The 18,141-nt window shown below is 69.9% G+C and carries 14 protein-coding genes; 8 read left to right on the forward strand and 6 right to left on the reverse strand.

The annotated features are described in order from the left end of the window. Window positions 1-592: 592 nt before the first annotated feature. Both AB3X07_RS04965 and ppa read right to left on the reverse strand, forming a co-directional pair. The gene (locus tag AB3X07_RS04965) at window positions 593-1,708 is read right to left on the reverse strand and encodes an HDOD domain-containing protein (protein WP_369943287.1); all 1,116 of its coding nucleotides are present in this window, start codon (window positions 1,706-1,708) and stop codon (window positions 593-595) included. Window positions 1,709-1,862: 154 nt separating this feature from the next. Next, entirely contained in the window at window positions 1,863-2,396 is a 534-nt protein-coding gene (gene ppa / locus AB3X07_RS04970) for an inorganic diphosphatase (protein WP_369943289.1), read from the reverse strand. 195 nt (window positions 2,397-2,591) lie between these two features. On the opposite strand from ppa, the gene AB3X07_RS04975 reads away from it, so the two are divergent. Further along, window positions 2,592-3,077, forward strand: coding sequence for a hypothetical protein (locus AB3X07_RS04975; protein WP_369943291.1), 486 nt, complete (start codon window positions 2,592-2,594; stop codon window positions 3,075-3,077). 261 nt (window positions 3,078-3,338) lie between these two features. Here the strand turns inward: AB3X07_RS04975 and AB3X07_RS04980 are convergent, their stop codons facing one another. Continuing rightward, window positions 3,339-5,366 carry a sodium-translocating pyrophosphatase gene (locus tag AB3X07_RS04980; protein ID WP_369943292.1) on the reverse strand — a complete coding sequence of 676 codons (2,028 nt, stop codon included), beginning with the start codon at window positions 5,364-5,366 and terminating at the stop codon, window positions 3,339-3,341. A 251-nt stretch (window positions 5,367-5,617) separates the two neighbouring features. Here AB3X07_RS04980 and AB3X07_RS04985 point away from each other — a divergent pair, with 251 nt between their 5' ends. Beyond that, complete coding sequence (locus AB3X07_RS04985) at window positions 5,618-6,163, forward strand: hypothetical protein (protein ID WP_369943294.1); 546 nt, start codon at window positions 5,618-5,620, stop codon at window positions 6,161-6,163. A 289-nt stretch (window positions 6,164-6,452) separates the two neighbouring features. On the opposite strand, the gene AB3X07_RS04990 is transcribed toward AB3X07_RS04985, so the two are convergent. Beyond that, window positions 6,453-6,680 (reverse strand): DUF6434 domain-containing protein, encoded by a 228-nt coding sequence (locus AB3X07_RS04990; protein ID WP_369943296.1) that lies wholly within the window; start codon window positions 6,678-6,680, stop codon window positions 6,453-6,455. A gap of 94 nt (window positions 6,681-6,774) precedes the next feature. Here AB3X07_RS04990 and AB3X07_RS04995 point away from each other — a divergent pair, with 94 nt between their 5' ends. Next, window positions 6,775-8,106: a hypothetical protein gene (locus tag AB3X07_RS04995; protein WP_369943298.1), complete on the forward strand. Its 1,332-nt coding sequence runs from the start codon at window positions 6,775-6,777 to the stop codon at window positions 8,104-8,106. A 232-nt stretch (window positions 8,107-8,338) separates the two neighbouring features. On the opposite strand, the gene AB3X07_RS05000 is transcribed toward AB3X07_RS04995, so the two are convergent. Continuing rightward, window positions 8,339-9,598 (reverse strand): 6-phosphofructokinase, encoded by a 1,260-nt coding sequence (locus tag AB3X07_RS05000; protein ID WP_369943300.1) that lies wholly within the window; start codon window positions 9,596-9,598, stop codon window positions 8,339-8,341. Window positions 9,599-9,744: 146 nt separating this feature from the next. Between AB3X07_RS05000 and AB3X07_RS05005 the strand changes: the two genes are divergently transcribed. The 3 genes from AB3X07_RS05005 (at window position 9,745) to AB3X07_RS05015 (ending at window position 13,840) form a co-directional block, all read left to right on the forward strand. After that, complete coding sequence (locus AB3X07_RS05005; protein WP_369943302.1) at window positions 9,745-10,308, forward strand: adenylate kinase; 564 nt, start codon at window positions 9,745-9,747, stop codon at window positions 10,306-10,308. Between the two features lie 1,482 nt (window positions 10,309-11,790). Continuing rightward, on the forward strand, window positions 11,791-13,230 hold the full coding sequence (gene mpl / locus AB3X07_RS05010; RefSeq protein WP_369943304.1) for a UDP-N-acetylmuramate:L-alanyl-gamma-D-glutamyl-meso-diaminopimelate ligase: 1,440 nt from the start codon (window positions 11,791-11,793) through the stop codon (window positions 13,228-13,230). Window positions 13,231-13,258: 28 nt separating this feature from the next. After that, a complete protein-coding gene (locus AB3X07_RS05015) occupies window positions 13,259-13,840 on the forward strand; it encodes an LON peptidase substrate-binding domain-containing protein (RefSeq protein ID WP_369943306.1) in 582 nt (193 codons plus the stop codon). Between the two features lie 280 nt (window positions 13,841-14,120). Here AB3X07_RS05015 and AB3X07_RS05020 read toward each other — a convergent pair whose 3' ends face one another. Beyond that, entirely contained in the window at window positions 14,121-16,136 is a 2,016-nt protein-coding gene (locus tag AB3X07_RS05020; protein ID WP_369943308.1) for a bifunctional DedA family/phosphatase PAP2 family protein, read from the reverse strand. A gap of 48 nt (window positions 16,137-16,184) precedes the next feature. Here AB3X07_RS05020 and AB3X07_RS05025 point away from each other — a divergent pair, with 48 nt between their 5' ends. Beyond that, window positions 16,185-16,847: a serine/threonine-protein kinase gene (locus tag AB3X07_RS05025; protein ID WP_369943309.1), complete on the forward strand. Its 663-nt coding sequence runs from the start codon at window positions 16,185-16,187 to the stop codon at window positions 16,845-16,847. Between the two features lie 126 nt (window positions 16,848-16,973). After that, window positions 16,974-17,789, forward strand: coding sequence for an SDR family oxidoreductase (locus tag AB3X07_RS05030; RefSeq protein WP_369943311.1), 816 nt, complete (start codon window positions 16,974-16,976; stop codon window positions 17,787-17,789). Window positions 17,790-18,141: the final 352 nt, after the last annotated feature.

The following is an 18,141-nucleotide window of genomic DNA, read 5'->3' on the forward strand; positions in this document are numbered from 1 at the left end:
GATCGCCATGTGAGGCTGGGCGTGTTCGCTGCCCAGCGTCTTCGCTGTTCAAGCTTCGGCAGCGTGCGTTCGGATGCAGCTTTTGCTTCCTGCCGATATTGGATTGCGTCACTTCTTCTACCACTCGGACTCTTGCTGGAAACATCGCTGGTCGACGCGGCGGTGCTGGGCGAGGAGGGGAGGCGGACTCAGTGAATCACTTCGCTGGCGATCGTTTCGTCGCCATCCAACCTTCCGCGACGTATCGGTCTGCTGTACGAGCGTGATACGGGATGGGGGTGTACGACGGGTGCGGCAGCGTGTCGCGAAGGCTGGATTCAGGGATCTGCCACGCCATCCGGGCGACGCTGCCGGTGCGATCGCGGGTCTTTGTAGCACCGTGGTCCGGCAGTGCGGAAGAAGTGCGCGCCGCTGAGGGAGCGTCTCGCCGTTGCGTCCCCATGGGCCGGCGTAGACCGGCCGTGTGCGCTTGCAGGCGCGTCGATGTCGTCGGACGAATTGGTGGTGCTGCGGGGTCGACAGCACTCGCATCCCGCCCGCCACGATCGGCGAGCGGTTGGTCGGTCGCTCAGGTGCGATGGCGCCGGTCGACTTACGCCGAGGTGAGTCCCATCAGGTTTTCCGCCTGTTCGCGCCAGGTCGGCAGCTTGTTCAGCACGCCGGTCTTGGCCAGGTAGTCCTCGTCGACCTCGGTGCCGCTGGCCAGGGCCATCGCCACGTGCACCGCGCCGGTCACCCAGAAGCTTCGGGTGCTGGAGCGTTGCGGTTGGCGATGGAACGCCACCGCCTCGATGATCGGCATCGGCAGGCCCCACAGGCCGAGCAGGTAGGCGCCGGCCTCGGCGTGGCCGGGGCGGTCGTCGGACGCGTCCACGGCCGGCTCGCGCTCGTTGCGGATACCCGGCAGCAGCAGGCCGATATCGGCCAGCAGCGCGGCGGTCGCGCCGAGTTCGGCGCTGGAGGACGGCAGCATCTTCGAGGCCAGCTTCGAGGCCATCAGCGAGCGCTGCTGCAACGCGTTGCGCTCGGCGTTGGACAGCGCCTGCACCGAGAACACTTCGCTGGCCAGCACCAGGTCGCGCAGGGTGGCGATGCCCAGCCGGGTCACCGCGGTGCGCAGGTCGGACATCGTGCGGCCGTTGGAGAAGTACGCCGAGTTGCACAGCTGCAGCACCTTCGCCGCGATCGCCGGATCGGCCGAGACCAGCTTGGCCAGGTCGGCGGCATTGCTGCCGTCGTCCTGCTCCAGCGCATGCATCAGGCTCAGATACAGATGCGGCGGCGACGGCAGTTTCTCGATGCGGCCGATGCTGGTGCGCAGGCTCTGGTTGCTGAGCAGTTCCTGCAGTTCCTCGATGCTGGTGACCGCTTCGAGCAGCATTTCCGGCGCCAGCGGCAACGGCAGGAAGCGATGCGCCACGCCGATGATCCGCGCCGGCGGCGCGCGATTGCTCTGCTCGGCCTCGATCAGCGCGATACGGATGGTCTCCGGACTCAGCGTGCGGATCTGGCCCAGCAGCGTGGCCGTGGTCAGGTCCGGCAGCGCCGGCGCGGCGATCACCGCATCCAGCCGCACCGTGGCGGCGGCGGCGATGGCGGCGTTGCCGTCGAGCACGGTCTGGACTTGCCAGTCCTCGCCCAATTCGCGGATGTATTCGGTCACTTCGGCCGGCAGACTCGCTTCGTCGCCGACGAACAGGATGCGCAAGAGACTATCCCCCAATAGGGACCGGTTGACGCTCGACCGGCCCGGACATTCAGTCCGCAATGTACCGCAAACTCCGCGAACGGGGCAGCGTGCGCCGTCCTGAAACGTGAAGCAGGTCAGCCGCGACGGGCACGTGCCCGCCGCGGCTGCGGGGTCAGGCGCCAGCCTTGTAGCGCTCGACCGCTTCCAGCAGGATCTGCTTGGCCTCGGCGGCGTTGCCCCACCCGTCCAGCTTGACCCACTTGCCCTTCTCCAGATCCTTGTAATGCTCGAAGAAGTGGCCGATGCGCTCCATCCAGTGGCCCGACACCTGGGCGATGTCCTCGATGTGGCCATAGCCCTCGAACACCTTGGCCACCGGCACCGCCAGGATCTTCTCGTCGCTGCCGGCCTCGTCGCTCATCTTCAGCACGCCGACCGGGCGGCAACGCACCACGCAGCCGGGCACCAGCGGCAGCGGCAGCACCACCAGCACGTCGGCCGGATCGCCGTCGCCGCACAGGGTGTTGGGCACGTAGCCGTAGTTGCAGGGGTAGCGCATCGGGGTGGAGAGGATGCGGTCGACGAAGATCGCGCCGCTGGCCTTGTCCACTTCGTACTTGACCGGCTCCGAATCCTTGGGGATTTCGATGACGACGTTGATTTCTTCCGGGAGATTCTTGCCGGAGGTGACCAGTTCCAGACCCATGCGCTAGCTCCAGTGGAGTGGCTTCTAAAGAGGCAGGCATTCTAGTCGGTTGGCTGTTGCAATGCAGCGCGTGCGGCTAAGCCTATTCCTACAGGGCGTTCGGAGCTCCGTACCCGTGCGCATGGGCGGATTCCGATAGCGGCGGCCCGGCCCTGGCGCGACGCTGTGCGCACAGTCCACCCAAGGAGCAAGGCGATGAAAGGAATCCTGTTTTCGGCCGGCGCGGTGCTGGCGGGCGCGCTGCTGGTTGTCGGTGCGGCCCGGGCGCAGGCGCAGCAGGTCTACGTGGATGCGGTCGACTATCCCACCGCGGGCGCGGGCTGGGAGGCGTTCGACGACCTGGAGCGGCGGCTGGCCGAGGACTTCGACCAGAGCTGCGGCGACACCTTCTGCGAGGGCGAGTACAGCGACTACCAGCCGCTGCGCTATCGCTGTTCGGTCCGCCAGCGCGATGGCGTGATCGGCCAGTGCGTGTGGACCTTCGGCGCCAGCGAGGCCAGCATCGACCCGGCCACCGGCCAGGTGCAGGTGGATGCGAAGCTGTGGCAATGCCCGACGCCGTTGCTGCCGCAGACCCGGCTGGTCGCGCTGTACCAGGCCCTGGCAGGGGAGCATCCGTTGTTCGCGCCGCTGCCGCACAGCCAGCGCAGCGTCAACGATGGCCTGATCGACTGCCTGTAGGGCGCATCCTCGATCCCGAGCGGCTGGTGCCGCTGTTGCGCGCGATGGGCGACGCAGGCGGGGACGTGACAAGTGCGGTCGCGAATAGAGCTCTGCGGGCTGGGTCAGCCGGTCCCCAGCCGGCGTTAGGCGGCCAAGCTTGGTGGCAGGTCAGGCACGGCGCCGACTGGCGACCGGTCAGGCCCGATGTCTCGTTGGGCCTCGATGACGTGCACGGGTGTGCGGCGCGGGCGGTCGGCCGGCGCCGCAGAACGGCACCGCTTACAGCAGCGGCACCATCAGCAAGGCGACGATGTTGATGATCTTGATCAGCGGGTTGATCGCCGGCCCGGCGGTGTCCTTGTAGGGATCGCCGACCGTGTCGCCGGTGACCGCGGCCTTGTGCGCCTCGCTGCCCTTGCCGCCGAAGTGGCCGTCCTCGATGTACTTCTTGGCGTTGTCCCAGGCGCCGCCGCCGGTGGTCATCGAGATCGCCACGAACAGTCCGGTGACGATGGTGCCGATCAGCAGGCCGCCGAGCGCGCGCGGGCCGAGCAGCAGCCCGACCACCACCGGCACCGCCACCGGCAGCAGCGAGGGCACGATCATTTCGCGGATCGCCGAGCGGGTCAGCATGTCCACCGCGCGGTCGTACTGCGGCTTGCCGGTGCCCTGCATGATGCCGGGGATCTCGCGGAACTGGCGGCGCACCTCCTCGACCACGGCGCCGGCGGCGCGGCCCACCGCCTCCATCGCCATCGCGCCGAACAGGTAGGGGATCAGTCCGCCGAGCAGCAGGCCGATGATCACCGTGTGGTCGGACAGGTCGAAGGCGAAGGTTTCGCCCGGGTGCGCGGCGCGCAGGTTGTGCGTGTAGTCGGCGAACAGCACCAGTGCGGCGAGTGCTGCCGAGCCGATCGCATAGCCCTTGGTCACCGCCTTGGTGGTGTTGCCGACCGCGTCCAGCGGGTCGGTGACCGCGCGCACCTCCGGCGGCAATTCCGCCATCTCGGCGATGCCGCCGGCGTTGTCGGTAATCGGGCCGTACGCATCCAGCGCCACGATCATGCCGGCCATCGACAGCATCGCGGTGGCGGCGATGGCGATGCCGTACAGGCCCGACAGCGCGAACGCGCCCCAGATCGCCGCGCACACCGCGATCACCGGCAGCGCGGTGGACTTCATCGAGATACCCAGCCCGGCGATGATGTTGGTGCCATGGCCGGTGGTGCTGGCTGCGGCCACGTGCTGCACCGGCTTGTACTGGGTGCCGGTGTAGTACTCGGTGATCCACACGATCAGCCCGGTCAGCGCCAGGCCGATCAGCGCGCAGCCGTAGAGCTTGGTCGCGCCGGACGCGGTATCGCCCATCAGTTGCTGGGTCACCGGCCAGAACGCGATCGCGGCGAGCACCGCCGAGACCAGCACGCCCTTGTACAGCGCGCCCATGATCGAGCCGCCGGGCCGCACGCGCACGAAGAAGGTGCCCACGATCGAGGCGACGATCGAGGCCCCGCCGAGCACCAGCGGATACAGCACCGCGTTGCGCCCGGCCTCGGCCGCCATCAGTCCGCCCAGCAGCATCGTCGCGATCACCGTGACCGCGTAGGTCTCGAACAGGTCGGCGGCCATGCCCGCGCAGTCGCCGACGTTGTCGCCGACGTTGTCGGCGATCACCGCCGGGTTGCGCGGGTCGTCCTCGGGGATGCCGGCCTCGACCTTGCCGACCAGGTCCGCGCCGACGTCGGCGCCCTTGGTGAAGATGCCGCCGCCCAGCCGCGCGAAGATCGAGATCAGCGAACTGCCGAAGGCCAGGCCGACCAGTGCGTGCAGGCTGTCCTCCACGCTGCGGCCCAGCCACTGCAGCACGCCGTAGTAGCCGGCCACGCCGATCAGGCCCAGTCCGACCACCAGCATGCCGGTGATCGCGCCACCACGGAACGCCACGTCCATCGCTGGCCCCAATCCGCGCCGGGCCGCCTCGGCGGTGCGCACGTTGGCGCGCACCGACAGGTTCATGCCGATGTAGCCGGCCACGCCCGACAGCACCGCGCCGAGCGCGAAGCCGCCGGCGGTGTACCAGCTCAGGAAGAACCCGACCAGCAGCAACAGCGCCACGCCGGCGATGGCGATGGTCAGGTACTGACGGTTGAGATAGGCGCGTGCGCCTTCCTGGATCGCATCGGCGATCTGCCGCATGCGTTCGTTTCCTGCCGGCTGCGCCAGGATCCAGCGCGTGGACACGATGCCATAGAGAATCGCCAAGGCCGCGCACGCCAGTGCCACGGTGACCGCATATCGTTCCAGCATGACCCCTCCCAAGGATGTGGATGTCGCCCAAGCATGTGGACGTACTGCGGGATCACACCGAAGGGAGTCCGACACCTGCCACGACTCCGCGGCCGCAACGCGCCGGTGGTGCGTATCGCAATGCTCGACCTGGCCTGAACCGGGCCGAGTATGCGCCCGGGTCCCCCGCATCGCCAGCCGCCGCCGTCGGCCTGGTCTTGGCGCGTCGTTCAGTCTGCGCGTGGCAGCGTTGCGCATCGCTTTCAAGGAGCATGCCCATGCACTCGACGACCCCGGCGCGGCAGCGCGCATTCGCTTCGACCCTGGCCCTGTGCCTGGGCGCCGGCGCCCCGCTGGCGGCACTGGCCGCCGATCCCGTACCGGAGCTGCAGCGCCAGCCCGGTACCGCGCAGGCGGTCGGCGTGGTGCACACGATCCGGCAGATCCCCGAAGCCTGCGTGCGCTTCGAAGGCGTCTACACAGGCGACGCCGCGCAACCGTACAAGTTCTCCGCCGTGCGCAGCAGCCCCACCTGCCAGCCGCGCGCCAGGCTGGTCGAGTTCGACCAGGCCAAGCCCAGCGAGGCGACCGGCTGGAAGTTCAACGATGTGATCCGCATCCCCAGCGCGGCCTGCCCGTCGCAGCAGGCGGTGGTGCGGGTCTGGCGCAAGCCGGTGGCGACCAAGGCGGATCTCGACGGCCAGGGGCAGTCGCGGATCTACCTGGAAGAGGCCAAGAAGCAGGCGGCGGCCGGCGCGATCGCGCAGGTGCCGCAGTTCGCCGCGCAGATGACGCTGGAAGGCAAAGCCTGCCGCTGAGTCGGGACGCGTCGCGGCATTGCGCCGCGCGCGGCATCCCCACTGGGTCCTGGCGGGATTTGCGGGACGTCGCTCGCTGCGTGCCTGCTTAAGCGCCGCCGCCGAGGCAATGCATGGACATCGGCGGGTTCTGCGCGTCCTCGCCTGGTGCAATGCGCATGCCCTCAAGCGTCATCGCGTCCAGCGCCGCTGGCGGCCGTCTCGGACTGTCGCGCCCCGCCGCCGAGGCGCACTGCCGTTGTTTCAGGTGTGCAGTTCGGCGCGTGGGCGCCTTCGAGCCGGTGCAGGCCTAGCGCGCCGCGTCCGGCCCTTGTCGCCGCCGCCGCAACCATTCGTCGGCGACCTCGCCCATGTTCTTGGGCACACCGTCCTTGATCCATGCCATGAAGCCGCGATCGAACTTGAACTCGGCGCCGCATGTGCCGCTGAGGAAGCGGCGGACTGCCTGCGTATTCCGATAGGTCTTGTCGACCGGCGTCGCGTGTGTGATCGGGCCGTTGTGCCAATCGAAGCTCATCTCGTTCCTTGCTGATCGTGTGCGCCGGTCGCGGCCTTGTCTTCCGTCGCGCTCCTGGAAATACTACCGCACGCGCCAAAAGGTCCGAGCATCCGTGCGGTTTCAATCGATTGTCGGCGGCTTGTTGTGGCTGGTGGCGGCGACGGCCGCGAGTACGGCCGCGATGTCTTCCGCCACGGCGGCCTCGCCGGTCGTGCCGGACGCGCCCGCGCCGGACGCGGCGGCGCGCGTCCAGGCCGCCAACGACCAGTCCGTGCAGGACGCCATGCATGGCCGCTATCTGGATGCCTCGTTCGGCCTGCTGGTGCATCTCGGCGTCGCCTCGGCGGGCGACATCCAGGATGAGGACGTGTTCGATCAATGGGCGCAGGTGATGTCGTGCATGACCGGCATGCCGACGTTCAATCCGGCGAAGGCGGCGGATTTCCACGTGCCCGAGGAACAGCTCGCCGACCTGCGCGCCGCGCACGGCGTTTCCGCGCTTGCGGAGATCGTGCGCCGCGCGCGCCGCACCAGCATCGTGATCCTCGACGAGAACCATCTCGATCCACGCGGCCGCGCGTTCGCGCTGGAGGTCGCGCGCGCCTTGCGCCCGCTCGGCTACACGACGCTGGCGGTGGAGGCGTTGAAGCGCGATGCCGACGATGCGGTCTCGCGCGACAAGATGGCGGCGCTCTCGAAGGACGGCTATCCACGGCAGACAAGCGGCTACTACCTGCACGATCCCGTCTTCGCCGATTTCCTGCGCCAGTCGCTCGCGCTGGGCTACCACCCGGTGTCGTACGAAACCACGCGCACGGACTACGCCGCCGATCCCGGTGAGGCCCAGGCGCAGCGGGAGCAGGACCAGGTCGACAACCTCATCCGGCGTGCGCTCGGGCAGGCTCCCGCCAGCAAGATCCTGATCTATGCCGGCGAACACCATGCCGCCGAACGGCCGATCGCCGCAGAGGGCGCAAAGGTCGAGATGATGGCGCAGCGCCTCAAGCGGGCCACGGGCATCGATCCGCTGACGATCGACCAGGCGGGCCTGTCGCCGATTCCGATGAATCGGCCCGACGCCGACCTGTACGCCATCGCCGAGCCCAAGACCCATGGCCGATCCGTGGTGCTGATGCGGCACGGCAAGCCGCTGACGGTGGGCCTGCTCGCGGGTTCGGTCGATCTTCAGGTTGTGCACCCGCGCACGACGCTCGTCGCCGGGCGTCCGCAATGGCTGGAGGGCATGGGCCGCACGCCGAGTCCGATCCCGCAGGCGCTGTTGCCGACGGCCGGCACCCGCCTGGTCCAGGCCTTCGTCGCGCGCGAGGGCGACGACGCGATCGCGCTGGACCAGGTGCTGGTCGCGCCGGGAACCGCGGCGCCCGCGTTGATGCTGCCGTCGCTGCCGGTTCGCTATGCCGTGCAGGAACGCGACGCGCGCTGAGGCCTGCAACGCGATCGGCACAGCCGGCCCAATCGCGTTGCCAGGTCTTGGGCAGTCGTGAGGCTGCGCTGCGCAGCCGCACTTGGCAGCAGGTTGGAGAACTGATGCCACTGCGTTCTTTCCGGCGCTCCTCGGCGCCTGCGTGATCCTGCAGGCGGCGCGATCCCGCCGCGCGGCGAGATCGCATCCGTTCCCGCCGATGCGCCGTCATGGCCGGCGCGCACCGTGAGGGTCACCCCTCCCAGGCGGGCAGCTTCTTCTTCACCGCCACGTTCTTCAGCGCCACGTACTTCGGCAGCCCGTCGCTGCGGTCGTAGGGCGGGTAGGCCTCGCCGCGGATCAGCGGTTGCAGGTAGCGGCGCGCTTTCTCGGTGATGCCGAACCCGTCCTTGCGCAGGAACGCCGGCGGCATCTTCTTCTCGTGGTTGGCGATCTTGCTCAGCGGTGCGGCCTCGATCTTCCAGCGGTACGGCGCATCGCTGCTGCGCACGATCACCGGCATCACCGCGTTCATGCCTTTCAGCGCGAACTGCACTGCGGCCTTGCCGGCCGCCTGCGCCTGCTCCCAGTCGGTCTTGGAGGCGATGTGGCGGGCCGAGCGCTGCAGGTAGTCGGGCAGGGTCCAGTGCACCTTGTAGCCGATTTCGGCCTTGACCTTGCCGGCCAGATACGAGGCCACGCCGCCGAGCTGGCTGTGGCCGAACGCGTCGGTGCCGCCGCCGGCATCGGCGACGAAGCGCCCGTCCGCGGTCTGGATGCCTTCGCTGGCCACTACCACGCACCAGCCGACCTTGTCCACCACCTTGCGCACCTGCGCCAGGAAGGCGGCTTCGTCGTAGGCGCGCTCGGGGAACAGGATGATCTGCGGCGCGTCGTCCGGCGACTGCGCGGCCAGCCCGGCCGCAGCGGCCAGCCAGCCGGCATGGCGGCCCATGGCTTCGTAGACAAACACCTTGGTCGAGGTCTCGGCCATCGCCGCCACGTCCAGCGCCGCCTCGCGCACCGCCACCGCGGTGTACTTGGCCGCCGAGCCGAAGCCGGGGCAGGTGTCGGTGACCGCCAGATCGTTGTCGATGGTCTTGGGCACGCCGATGCAGTGCAACGGATAGCCGAACGCATCGGCCAGCTGCGACACCTTCCAGGCGGTGTCGGCCGAATCGTTGCCGCCGTTGTAGAGGAAGTAGCGCACGTCGTGCGCCTTGAACACCTCCAGCAGGCGCTCGTACTTGGCGCGGTCGGTGTCCAGCGACTTGAGCTTGTAGCGGCACGAGCCGAACGCGCCGCCCGGCGTGTGCGCCAGCGCGCGGATCGCCGCGGCCGATTCCTTGGAGGTGTCGATCAGGTCCTCGCGCAGCGCGCCGAGGATGCCGTTGCGCGCGGCCAGCACCTTCACCTTGCGCGCCCGCGCCTCGCCGATGACGGCGGCGGCGCTGGCGTTGATGACGGCGGTGACGCCGCCGGACTGGGCGTACAGCAGGGTGCCTTGGGCCATGGTCGGGGTTCGCTCCTGGGGTGGGGACATTGCCGGGACATTGCCCGGATGCGGTAAGCTGGGGGAATTGCGGTACAGCGCAGGCGAGGTCCCCCGAGTCTAACGCCGCCGGCCGCGCACGGTACTTTCCTCGAGGAGTCAGGTTGATGCGATTGGTTCTGTTGGGACCGCCCGGATCGGGCAAGGGCACGCAGGCGGCCCGCCTGAAGGACGAGCTGCAGATTCCGCACATTTCCACCGGCGACCTGCTGCGCGCCGAAGTCGCCGCCGGCACTCCGCTGGGCGTGCAGGCCAAGGAAGTGATGGCGCGCGGCGACCTGGTCTCCGACGACATCCTGCTCGGCATGCTCGAATCGCGCCTGGGCCGCGACGACGTCGCCAATGGCTTCATCCTCGACGGCTACCCGCGCAACCTGGCCCAGGCCTCGGCGCTGGACGAACTGCTGGCCAAGATCGGCCAGCCGCTGGACGCGGTGGTGCAACTGGACGTGGCCACCGAACTGCTGGTCGAACGTATCGCCGGCCGCGCCAAGGCCGAAGGCCGCGAAGACGACAATCCCGAGTCGGTGCGCAAGCGCCTGCAGGTGTACAACGACTCGACCGCGCCGGTGATCGGCTTCTACGACAAGCGCGGCACCCTGGCGCGCGTGGACGGCGTCGGCTCGCTGGACGACGTGCTCGCCCGCATCCTGGCGGCGATCGGCCGCTGAGCCGGCCCTGCGCCGGGCGGCCGCGCTGCGGCGCCCGGCGCGTTTGGTGCGCGCAGGCCATCCGTGGCCGCGCCTGCATGGGCGCGAGGCGAACCTGGTCGGGTGCGATGGGGGGCTTTTCGGCCCTGGCAGCATCCGCCGTCGGAGGGATCATCGCGGCGTCCGTCGCGATGGAATCCTCTCCAGCAAGAAGCGCGCGTTGCGCAAGCTGGGTGCACTGTAGGAGGGGCTTCAGCCCCGACCTGCATCCGCGGCCGGAAGACTCGCCGCTGCGTTCTTCGCGGTTGAAACCGCTCCTGCAAGAAGCTCGCGCTGCGCTGGCTGGGTGCACTGTAGGAGGGGCTTCAGCCCCGACCTGCATCCGCGACCGGAAGACTCGCCGCTGCGCTCGTCGCGGTTGAAACCGCTCCTACAAGAAGCTCGCGCTGCGCTGGCTGGGTGCACTGTAGGAGGGGCTTCAGCCCCGACCTGCATCCGCGGCTGGAAGACTCGCCGCTGCGTTCTTCGCGGTTGAAACCGCTCCTGCAAGAAGCTCGCGCTGCGCTGGCTGGGTGCACTGTAGGAGGGGCTTCAGCCCCGACCTGCATCCGCGACCGGAAGACTCGCCGCTGCGCTCGTCGCGGTTGAAACCGCTCCTACAAGAAGCTCGCGCTGCGCTGGCTGGGTGCACTGTAGGAGGGGCTTCAGCCCCGACCTGCATCCGCGGCCGGAGGACTCGCCGCTGCGCTCGTCGCGGTTGAAGCCGCTCCTACAAGAAGCTCGCGTTGCGCTGGCTGGGTGCACTGTAGGAGGGGCTTCAGCCCCGACTTGCATCCGCGGCCGGAAGACTCGCCGCCGCGTTCGTCGCGGCTGAAGCCGCTCCTACAAGAAGCTCGCACTGCGCTGGCTGGGTGCACTGTGGGAGGGACTTCAGTCCCGACGGCGTCCGCAGCCGGAGCGCTCGCCGTTGTCTTTGCCGCAGTTGAACCATCTCATCAAGCGCCGCGTGATCCACGCGCTCTCGCGCTGCGGGCGAAACCCTGGGCGCCCAACCCATTGGCGGCCTGGCCATGGCGCACGGCTCCCACTGCCGCACGCTCGGCGCGACGCGCACCACGCTGGCTGGCTCACGCCAGCGTCGCAGTCCAGCGAAGGCCGGGCGACACCGTACCCCCCGCCACGCGCGAGGGCGGGCGGGAGGCCGGAAACCATCAGGTGCCAGCGAACGGGCTTGCTCAGGGCCCCACAACATGAGCTCCCTTGGGGATGGCCTCTTGGGGAGTAGGACCGCAGGGTGTTGCGGCTGGCCCGTTCATTTTCGGTGTCGGCTCCCGACTTGCCTATCGGGAACTTTCTGCGGGGCATGTGGGGGATTCCCTGCTTGACGCGGCGGTGGTTCCGGGCCCCGAAACGGCGCGCGCGCCGGGGCCGACCAGCAGTGCCCGCCGTCGGCCGCCCGGCACGCCGGTTTGCGCGCGTCGGGGGATCGGCGACAATCGGCGCATGAGCAAGCTCCATATTCTCGGCATCGCCGGTACATTCATGGGCGGTGTCGCCGCGCTGGCGCGCGAACTCGGCCATGACGTCGAAGGCAGCGACCAGGCGATCTATCCGCCGATGTCCACGCAACTGGAACAGTTGGGGATCGCGTTGAAGCAGGGCTATCTGCCCGAGCACATCGACGCCGACTGCGCGCAGGTGATCGTCGGCAATGCGTTGTCGCGCGGCAACCCCGCGGTGGAGGCGGTGCTGGACGACGGCCGCGCCTACACCTCCGGCGCGCAGTGGCTGAGCGAGCAGGTGCTGCCCGGCCGCGACACGCTGGCAGTGGCCGGCACCCACGGCAAGACCACCACCACCAGCATCCTCACCTGGCTGCTGCACGCCGCCGGCCGCGAGCCCGGCTTCCTGATCGGTGGCGTGGCCGAGGATTTCGGGGTGTCGGCGCGGCTGGGGCGTCCGGTTGCCGAACCCTCGTCCGTCGCTTCGCGCCACCTCTTCCCGGGGGAAGACGGGGATCAGAGGCCGGGCCCGACGGACCGGCCGCTCTTCGTTGTCGAAGCCGACGAGTACGACACCGCGTTCTTCGACAAGCGCAGCAAGTTCGTGCATTACCGGCCGCTGGTGGCCATCCTCAACAACCTCGAGTACGACCACGCCGACATCTTCCCGGACGTGGCGGCGATCCAGCGCCAGTTCCACCATCTGGTGCGCACCGTGCCGCGGCGCGGGCGGCTGATCGTCAACGGCGAGGACGCGCACCTGCGCGAGGTGCTGGCGATGGGCTGCTGGACGCCGGTGGAGCGGTTCGGCTTCGATCCGGCGTTCGAATGGAGCGCGCGCCTGCTGGCCGACGATGGCAGCCGGTTCGTGGTGCTGCAGCACGGCAGCGAACTGGGCGAGGTGCGCTGGCCGCTGCTCGGCCGGCACAACGTAATGAATGCGCTGGCGGCGCTGGCCGCGGCGCATGCGGTCGGCGTGGCGCCGGCGCAGGTGATGCCGGCGCTGGCGCGGTTCCGCAGCGTCAAGCGGCGCCTGGAAGTGCTCGGCCAGGCGCGCGGCATCACCGTCTACGACGATTTCGCGCATCACCCCACCGCGATCCGCACCACCCTGGAAGGCTTGCGCGCCAAGGTCGGCGCGGCGCGCATCGTGGTGGCGATGGAGCCGCGCAGCAATTCGATGCGCCTGGGCGCGCACGCGCAGGCGCTGGCGCCGTCGCTGGACGCGGCCGATGCGGTGGTGTTCCTGCAACGCCCGGAACTGGCCTGGGACGCCGCCAAGGTGATCTCCGCCGTGCGCGGCCAGGCCAGCGCCGCCGCGGACGTGGACGCGCTGCTGGCGGCGCTGCAGGCGCAGGCGCGGGCCGGCGACCATGTGGTGTTCATGTCCAACGGCGGCTTCGACGGCGCGCCGCGGCGTTTCCTGGCGGCCTTGCAATGAGCGCCGTGGGCCGCGGCGGAGCGCGCGCATGAGCGAGGAGCGCGGCACCCTGCCGCTGTTCCCGCTGCAGGCGGTGCTGCTGCCGGGGGCGGCGATCAAGCTGCGCGTGTTCGAACGCCGCTATCTGGATATGGTGCGCGACTGCGGCCGCAGCGGCAGCGGCTTCGGCGTGTGCCTGATCCTGGAAGGCGCCGAGACCGGCGCGCCGGCGGTGCCGGCGGCCTACGGCACCGAGGCGCGCATCGTCGATTTCGACCTGGGGGCCGATGGCGTGCTGGTGTTGAGCCTGCGCGGCGGGCGCCGCTTCCACGTGCTGCGCAGCCGGGTGCGCGATAACGGCCTGGTGGTCGGCGACGTGTACTGGCGCGAGCCGGACAGCGACGACGAACTGCAGCCGCAGCATGCGCTGTTGTCGACCGTGCTGGACAGCATCCTCGACCAGGCCGCCAGCGTGTATCCGGTGACCGGTCCGCGCCTGCTCGACCAGGCCGCCTGGGTCGGCTGGCGCCTGGCCGAACTGCTGCCGCTGCAGGAGCGCCAGCGCCTGGCGCTGTTGCAGGAGGACGATCCGCACGAGCGGCTGGAGCAGTTGCTGGGGTGGATTCCCTGAGGGGCCGGGATTGGGGATTGGCAGGGCTGCGTGGCGGACCGCCAGCGGTGTCTGTCGAACGCCACGCTCCGGCGCTGCCGTAGGAGCGGCTTCAGCCGCGACAGGCGCCCTCCCTCGCTGGGATCGTCCATGCCATGGCGCTGAACGCGTAGATGCGACGAACCGGCCTGGATCATCCGGCGCGATACGGTTCGCCGGACGGTGTCTGTCGCGGCTGAAGCCGCTCCTACAAGCGCTTCGCTCCGCGCGCCGTTGGCGGTGAAAAGCGGAGGGGTTTGCGTTATTCGGCGTCCACCGGCGCTTCGCCCTCGGTGCGCACCAGCAATACCGGCACCCGCGAGGGCTGGTGCATGTCCTTGCGCGTGGGCAGTGCGTGCAGTGCCTCGGTGACCGCGTTGAGCGCCGGATCGGCGCCGCGCAGCGGGCGCCACAGGCCGATCAGGTTGAAGTGGCGTTCGTAGCGCAGGCTTTGCGCGCTGCCCAGCCATAGCGGCGCGTTGCCCGGTTGCAGCCGCGCCGGCGCCGGCCACAGGCGCAGCGCGTACAGTTCGCCGGGACGCGGGCCGGGGCGCAGCATCAGCAGCGATTCCACCTGGGTGTCCAGCGTCGCCGGCAGCACTGGCACCTGTTCGGCCTGCGCCTTGTAGTCGAGCAGTTGCAGCGCCTGCTGCCAACCGGCCTGCGGCTGCACGCGCCAGCCGGCGGCTTCCAGTTGGCGCTGCAGCGGCGGCAGCGGCCCGGCCACCTGCAGGTCCAGCGGCCAGCGCTGGCTGTCGTCGAACTCATTGCGCCGCGACGGCAGCAGGCGCCATCCGTCCTGCCACCACGCGCTCGCGGCCAGATCCATGCGCACCGGCGGCGGCGGTTCGAACTTGGCCAGCTTGCGTTCCAGATCGCGCGGCGCATACCACAGCGCCGCGACGACGAAGCCGCCGTAGAACAGCCAGGCCAGCGGTTTCATCCAGAACGAGCGGTTGAAGCGGCGCCGATAGGCGATGCCCAGCACCAGCAGCCAGAAGATGCCGAACAGCATGCCGCCGACCACGTCGCTGAGCCAGTGCGCGCCCAGGTACAGGCGGGCGAAGCCGATCAGCGTCACCACCACGCCGGACAGCAGGTACGGCCACACTCGCGAGCGTCCGGGCAGCTCGCGCGCGATCAGCACCGCGAAGAAGCCGAAGCTGATCGTGGCCATGGTCACCGCCACCGACGGGAAGCCGAAGCCGCTGCTGGCGGCCGGCGGGCGCACCACGTGCACGGTGGTGCCGAGCAGCTTGGTCAGGGCCAGCCCGAAGGCCAGCGCCGCCAGCCAGTGCGCCGCGGCCATCCAGCGCCGGCGCCAGGCCAGGTAGCCCAGGCCGAGCGCGGTCGCCGGCGCCAGCACCTGCCAGTCGCCGAGCGAGGCCAGCGCGGTCATCGGGTAGTCGGCCAGCGGATTGCGCAGCGCCAGCATCAGGTCGTGCACGGCCAGGTCCAGCGACAACGGCTCGCCGTGGCCCACCACCACCATCAGCAGCGCGAACCAGCCCCAGCCCAGCGCCAGCAGCATCACCGCCAGCATCGCCAGCGGCACAGACTCGCGCCGCTGCGGATCGAACACCGCGATCGGGTAGCGGCCCAGCAGCGGGTGCCGGCGCGACCAGTCCAGGCCGCGCGCCAGCAACGCGTCCATGTGTCCGGCCGACCAGCGGTAGCCGTACAGCACGATCGCCCACACCAGCCCCAGCGCCACCACCAGCAGGCCCAGCACCAGGAACAGGCGCCCGGCGACCGCGGCGACCGCGTCGTAGGCCTGGCCCAGCAGCCAGCCCGGACCGAGGAACAGCAGCGACCAGCTCACCGCGGCGAGGCCGCTGGCGAGGAAGTAGCGGCGCAGCGGCATCTTCAGCATGCCGGCCACGGCCGGCACGAACGGGCGGATCGCGCCGACGTAGCGCGCGACCAGGATGCTCTTGAAGGCATTGCGGCGGAACATCACTTCGCCGCGATCCAGCAGCTGCGGATAGCGCCGGAACGGCCAGTAGTTGCGCAACTGGTGGCCCCAGCGATGGCCGACCCAGTAACTGAGCGCATCGCCGGCCAGCGCGCCGAGGGCCGCGCTGATCACCGCGTACGGGCCGGAGATCTGGCCCAGGCCGATCAGCACGCCGATCGCGAACAGCAACGGCAGCGCCGGCACGATGGTGCCCAGCACGATGACCGCATCGCAGAACGCGATCGCGAAAATGACCGCGCCGGCCAGGATGGGATGCGTTGCGACCCACTCCAGCGTGGCGTCGATCCATGGTGCATTCATGGGGGGAGTATAAGTGGGCGAGCATGGCGTTCCGCTTAAACTGGGTGGATGCCACGCGCGCCGGCCGCCTCCGCCCAGATCCTCAAGTCCGACAGCTTCGGTCGCATCCTGCTGGTGCGCGACGGCGCGGGCGTGTTCGTGCGCCGCGACCTGACCGCCGCGCCCTGGTGGCTGCGGCTGCCGGCCTGGTGGCTGGCGCGGCGCGAGGCGCGGGCATTGCGCCAGTTGGCCGGCATGGCCGCCACGCCGCAGTTGCGCGGCTGGGACGGCACCTTCCTGGACCGCAGCTACCTGGCCGGGGACGCGATGTACCAGCGCCCGCCGCGCGGCGACCTGGCCTATTTCCGCGCGGCGCGGCGCCTGCTGCAGCAGGTGCACCGGCGTGGCGTGGCGCACAACGACCTGGCCAAGGAGGCGAACTGGCTGGTGCTGGAGGACGGCGGGCCGGCACTGATCGACTTCCAACTGGCGGTGCGCGGCGCGCCGCGCTCGCGCTGGATGCGGCTGCTGGCGCGCGAGGACCTGCGCCACCTGCTCAAGCACAAGCGCATGTACTGCGCGCATGCCCTGACCCCGGTCGAACGGCGCCTGCTCAAGCGCCATTCCTGGGTGCGCGAGCTGTGGTTCGCCACCGGCAAGCCGGTGTACCGCTTCGTGACCCGGCGCGTGCTCAAGTGGGAGGACAACGAGGGGCAGGGGCCGAAGCCCTGAGGGGTCGGGAGTGGGGAATCGGGAATGGGGAATGGGAAGAGCGAACTGCGGTGGCGGTTGGTGCGTCGGCTCGCGGCGGGGAGGCGCTAAGCTGTTCCTATTCCCGATTCTCCATTCCCCATTCCCATGACCTTACAAGGCAAAACCCTCCTCATCACCGGCGCCTCGCGCGGCATCGGGCTGGCGATCGCGCTGCGTGCGGCGCGCGACGGCGCCAATGTGGCGATCGCGGCCAAGTCGGCGGTGCCCAACCCAAAGTTGCCCGGCACCATCCACAGCGCGGCGGCCGCGGTCGAGGCGGCCGGCGGGCGCGCGCTGGCGCTGAAATGCGACATCCGCGAGGAGGAGCAGGTGCGCGCGGCGGTGGCGGCGACGGTCGCCGCCTTCGGCGGCATCGACATCCTGGTCAACAACGCCAGCGCGATCTGGCTGCGCGGCGCGCTGGACACGCCGATGAAGCGCTTCGACCTGATGCAGCAGGTCAATGCGCGCGGCAGCTTCCTGTGCGCGCAGGCCTGCCTGCCGCATCTGCTGCGCAGCGCCAACCCGCACATCCTGACCCTGGCGCCGCCGCCGTCGCTGGATCCGAAATGGTGGGCGCCGCATACCGGCTACACCCTGGCGAAGATGGGCATGAGCTTCGTCACCCTGGGCCTGGCCGGCGAGTTCGGCCCGCAGGGCGTGGCGGTCAACGCGCTGTGGCCGCGCACGCTGATCGCCACCGAAGCGCTGAACATGATTCCCGGTGTCGCTGCGGGCAACGGCCGGCGTCCGGAGATCATGGCCGATGCGGCGCATGCGGTGCTGACGCGCACCGCGGCCGGGTTCCATGGCCAGTTCCTGATCGACGACGAGGTGCTGGCCGCCGCCGGCGTGACCGACCTGTCCGGCTACGCGCTGGATCCGTCGCAGCCATTGCTGCCGGATCTGTTCCTGGATTGAGTGGCGTTGCGCGCGCGTGCGCGCTGGCGCGGCGGGGTGGGCACAGGGGCGTTGTGGCCGCGCCGTGCGATGCGATGCGTCCAGAGAGGCTGGCGACCCTGTAGGAGGGGCTTCAGCCCCGACCGGCATTGTCCGCGGCCAGCAAGCGTCCCGCGTCGTCTACAAGACCGGAGTCGCTCCGTAGAGAACTCCGGAAATGGACGTGCGGCCTGCTCGCCGGGCGAACGAAGGGGGCGGACTTCAGTCCCGACGCCGGCCGGTCGCGATACACCCACCGCTCGTGCATGGGAATGCGGTGGGCGCGATGGTGCGCCGTGGCACGGCGGCGAGCGGGCCTTGGGCGATCGGCGCC

The organism is Xanthomonas sp. DAR 35659 (assembly GCF_041242975.1).
Classification (GTDB): Bacteria; Pseudomonadota; Gammaproteobacteria; order Xanthomonadales; family Xanthomonadaceae; genus Xanthomonas_A; species Xanthomonas_A medicagonis.

Coding starts and splice junctions, on each gene's coding strand:
- ppa (WP_369943289.1), bottom strand. CDS start 2,396: ATGGGTCTGGAACTGGTCACCTCCGGCAAGAATCTCCCGGAAGAAATC.
- AB3X07_RS04975 (WP_369943291.1), top strand. CDS start 2,592: ATGAAAGGAATCCTGTTTTCGGCCGGCGCGGTGCTGGCGGGCGCGCTG.
- AB3X07_RS04980 (WP_369943292.1), bottom strand. CDS start 5,366: ATGCTGGAACGATATGCGGTCACCGTGGCACTGGCGTGCGCGGCCTTG.
- AB3X07_RS04985 (WP_369943294.1), top strand. CDS start 5,618: ATGCCCATGCACTCGACGACCCCGGCGCGGCAGCGCGCATTCGCTTCG.
- AB3X07_RS04990 (WP_369943296.1), bottom strand. CDS start 6,680: ATGAGCTTCGATTGGCACAACGGCCCGATCACACACGCGACGCCGGTC.
- AB3X07_RS05000 (WP_369943300.1), bottom strand. CDS start 9,598: ATGGCCCAAGGCACCCTGCTGTACGCCCAGTCCGGCGGCGTCACCGCC.
- AB3X07_RS05005 (WP_369943302.1), top strand. CDS start 9,745: ATGCGATTGGTTCTGTTGGGACCGCCCGGATCGGGCAAGGGCACGCAG.
- mpl (WP_369943304.1), top strand. CDS start 11,791: ATGAGCAAGCTCCATATTCTCGGCATCGCCGGTACATTCATGGGCGGT.
- AB3X07_RS05015 (WP_369943306.1), top strand. CDS start 13,259: ATGAGCGAGGAGCGCGGCACCCTGCCGCTGTTCCCGCTGCAGGCGGTG.
- AB3X07_RS05020 (WP_369943308.1), bottom strand. CDS start 16,136: ATGAATGCACCATGGATCGACGCCACGCTGGAGTGGGTCGCAACGCAT.
- AB3X07_RS05025 (WP_369943309.1), top strand. CDS start 16,185: ATGCCACGCGCGCCGGCCGCCTCCGCCCAGATCCTCAAGTCCGACAGC.
- AB3X07_RS05030 (WP_369943311.1), top strand. CDS start 16,974: ATGACCTTACAAGGCAAAACCCTCCTCATCACCGGCGCCTCGCGCGGC.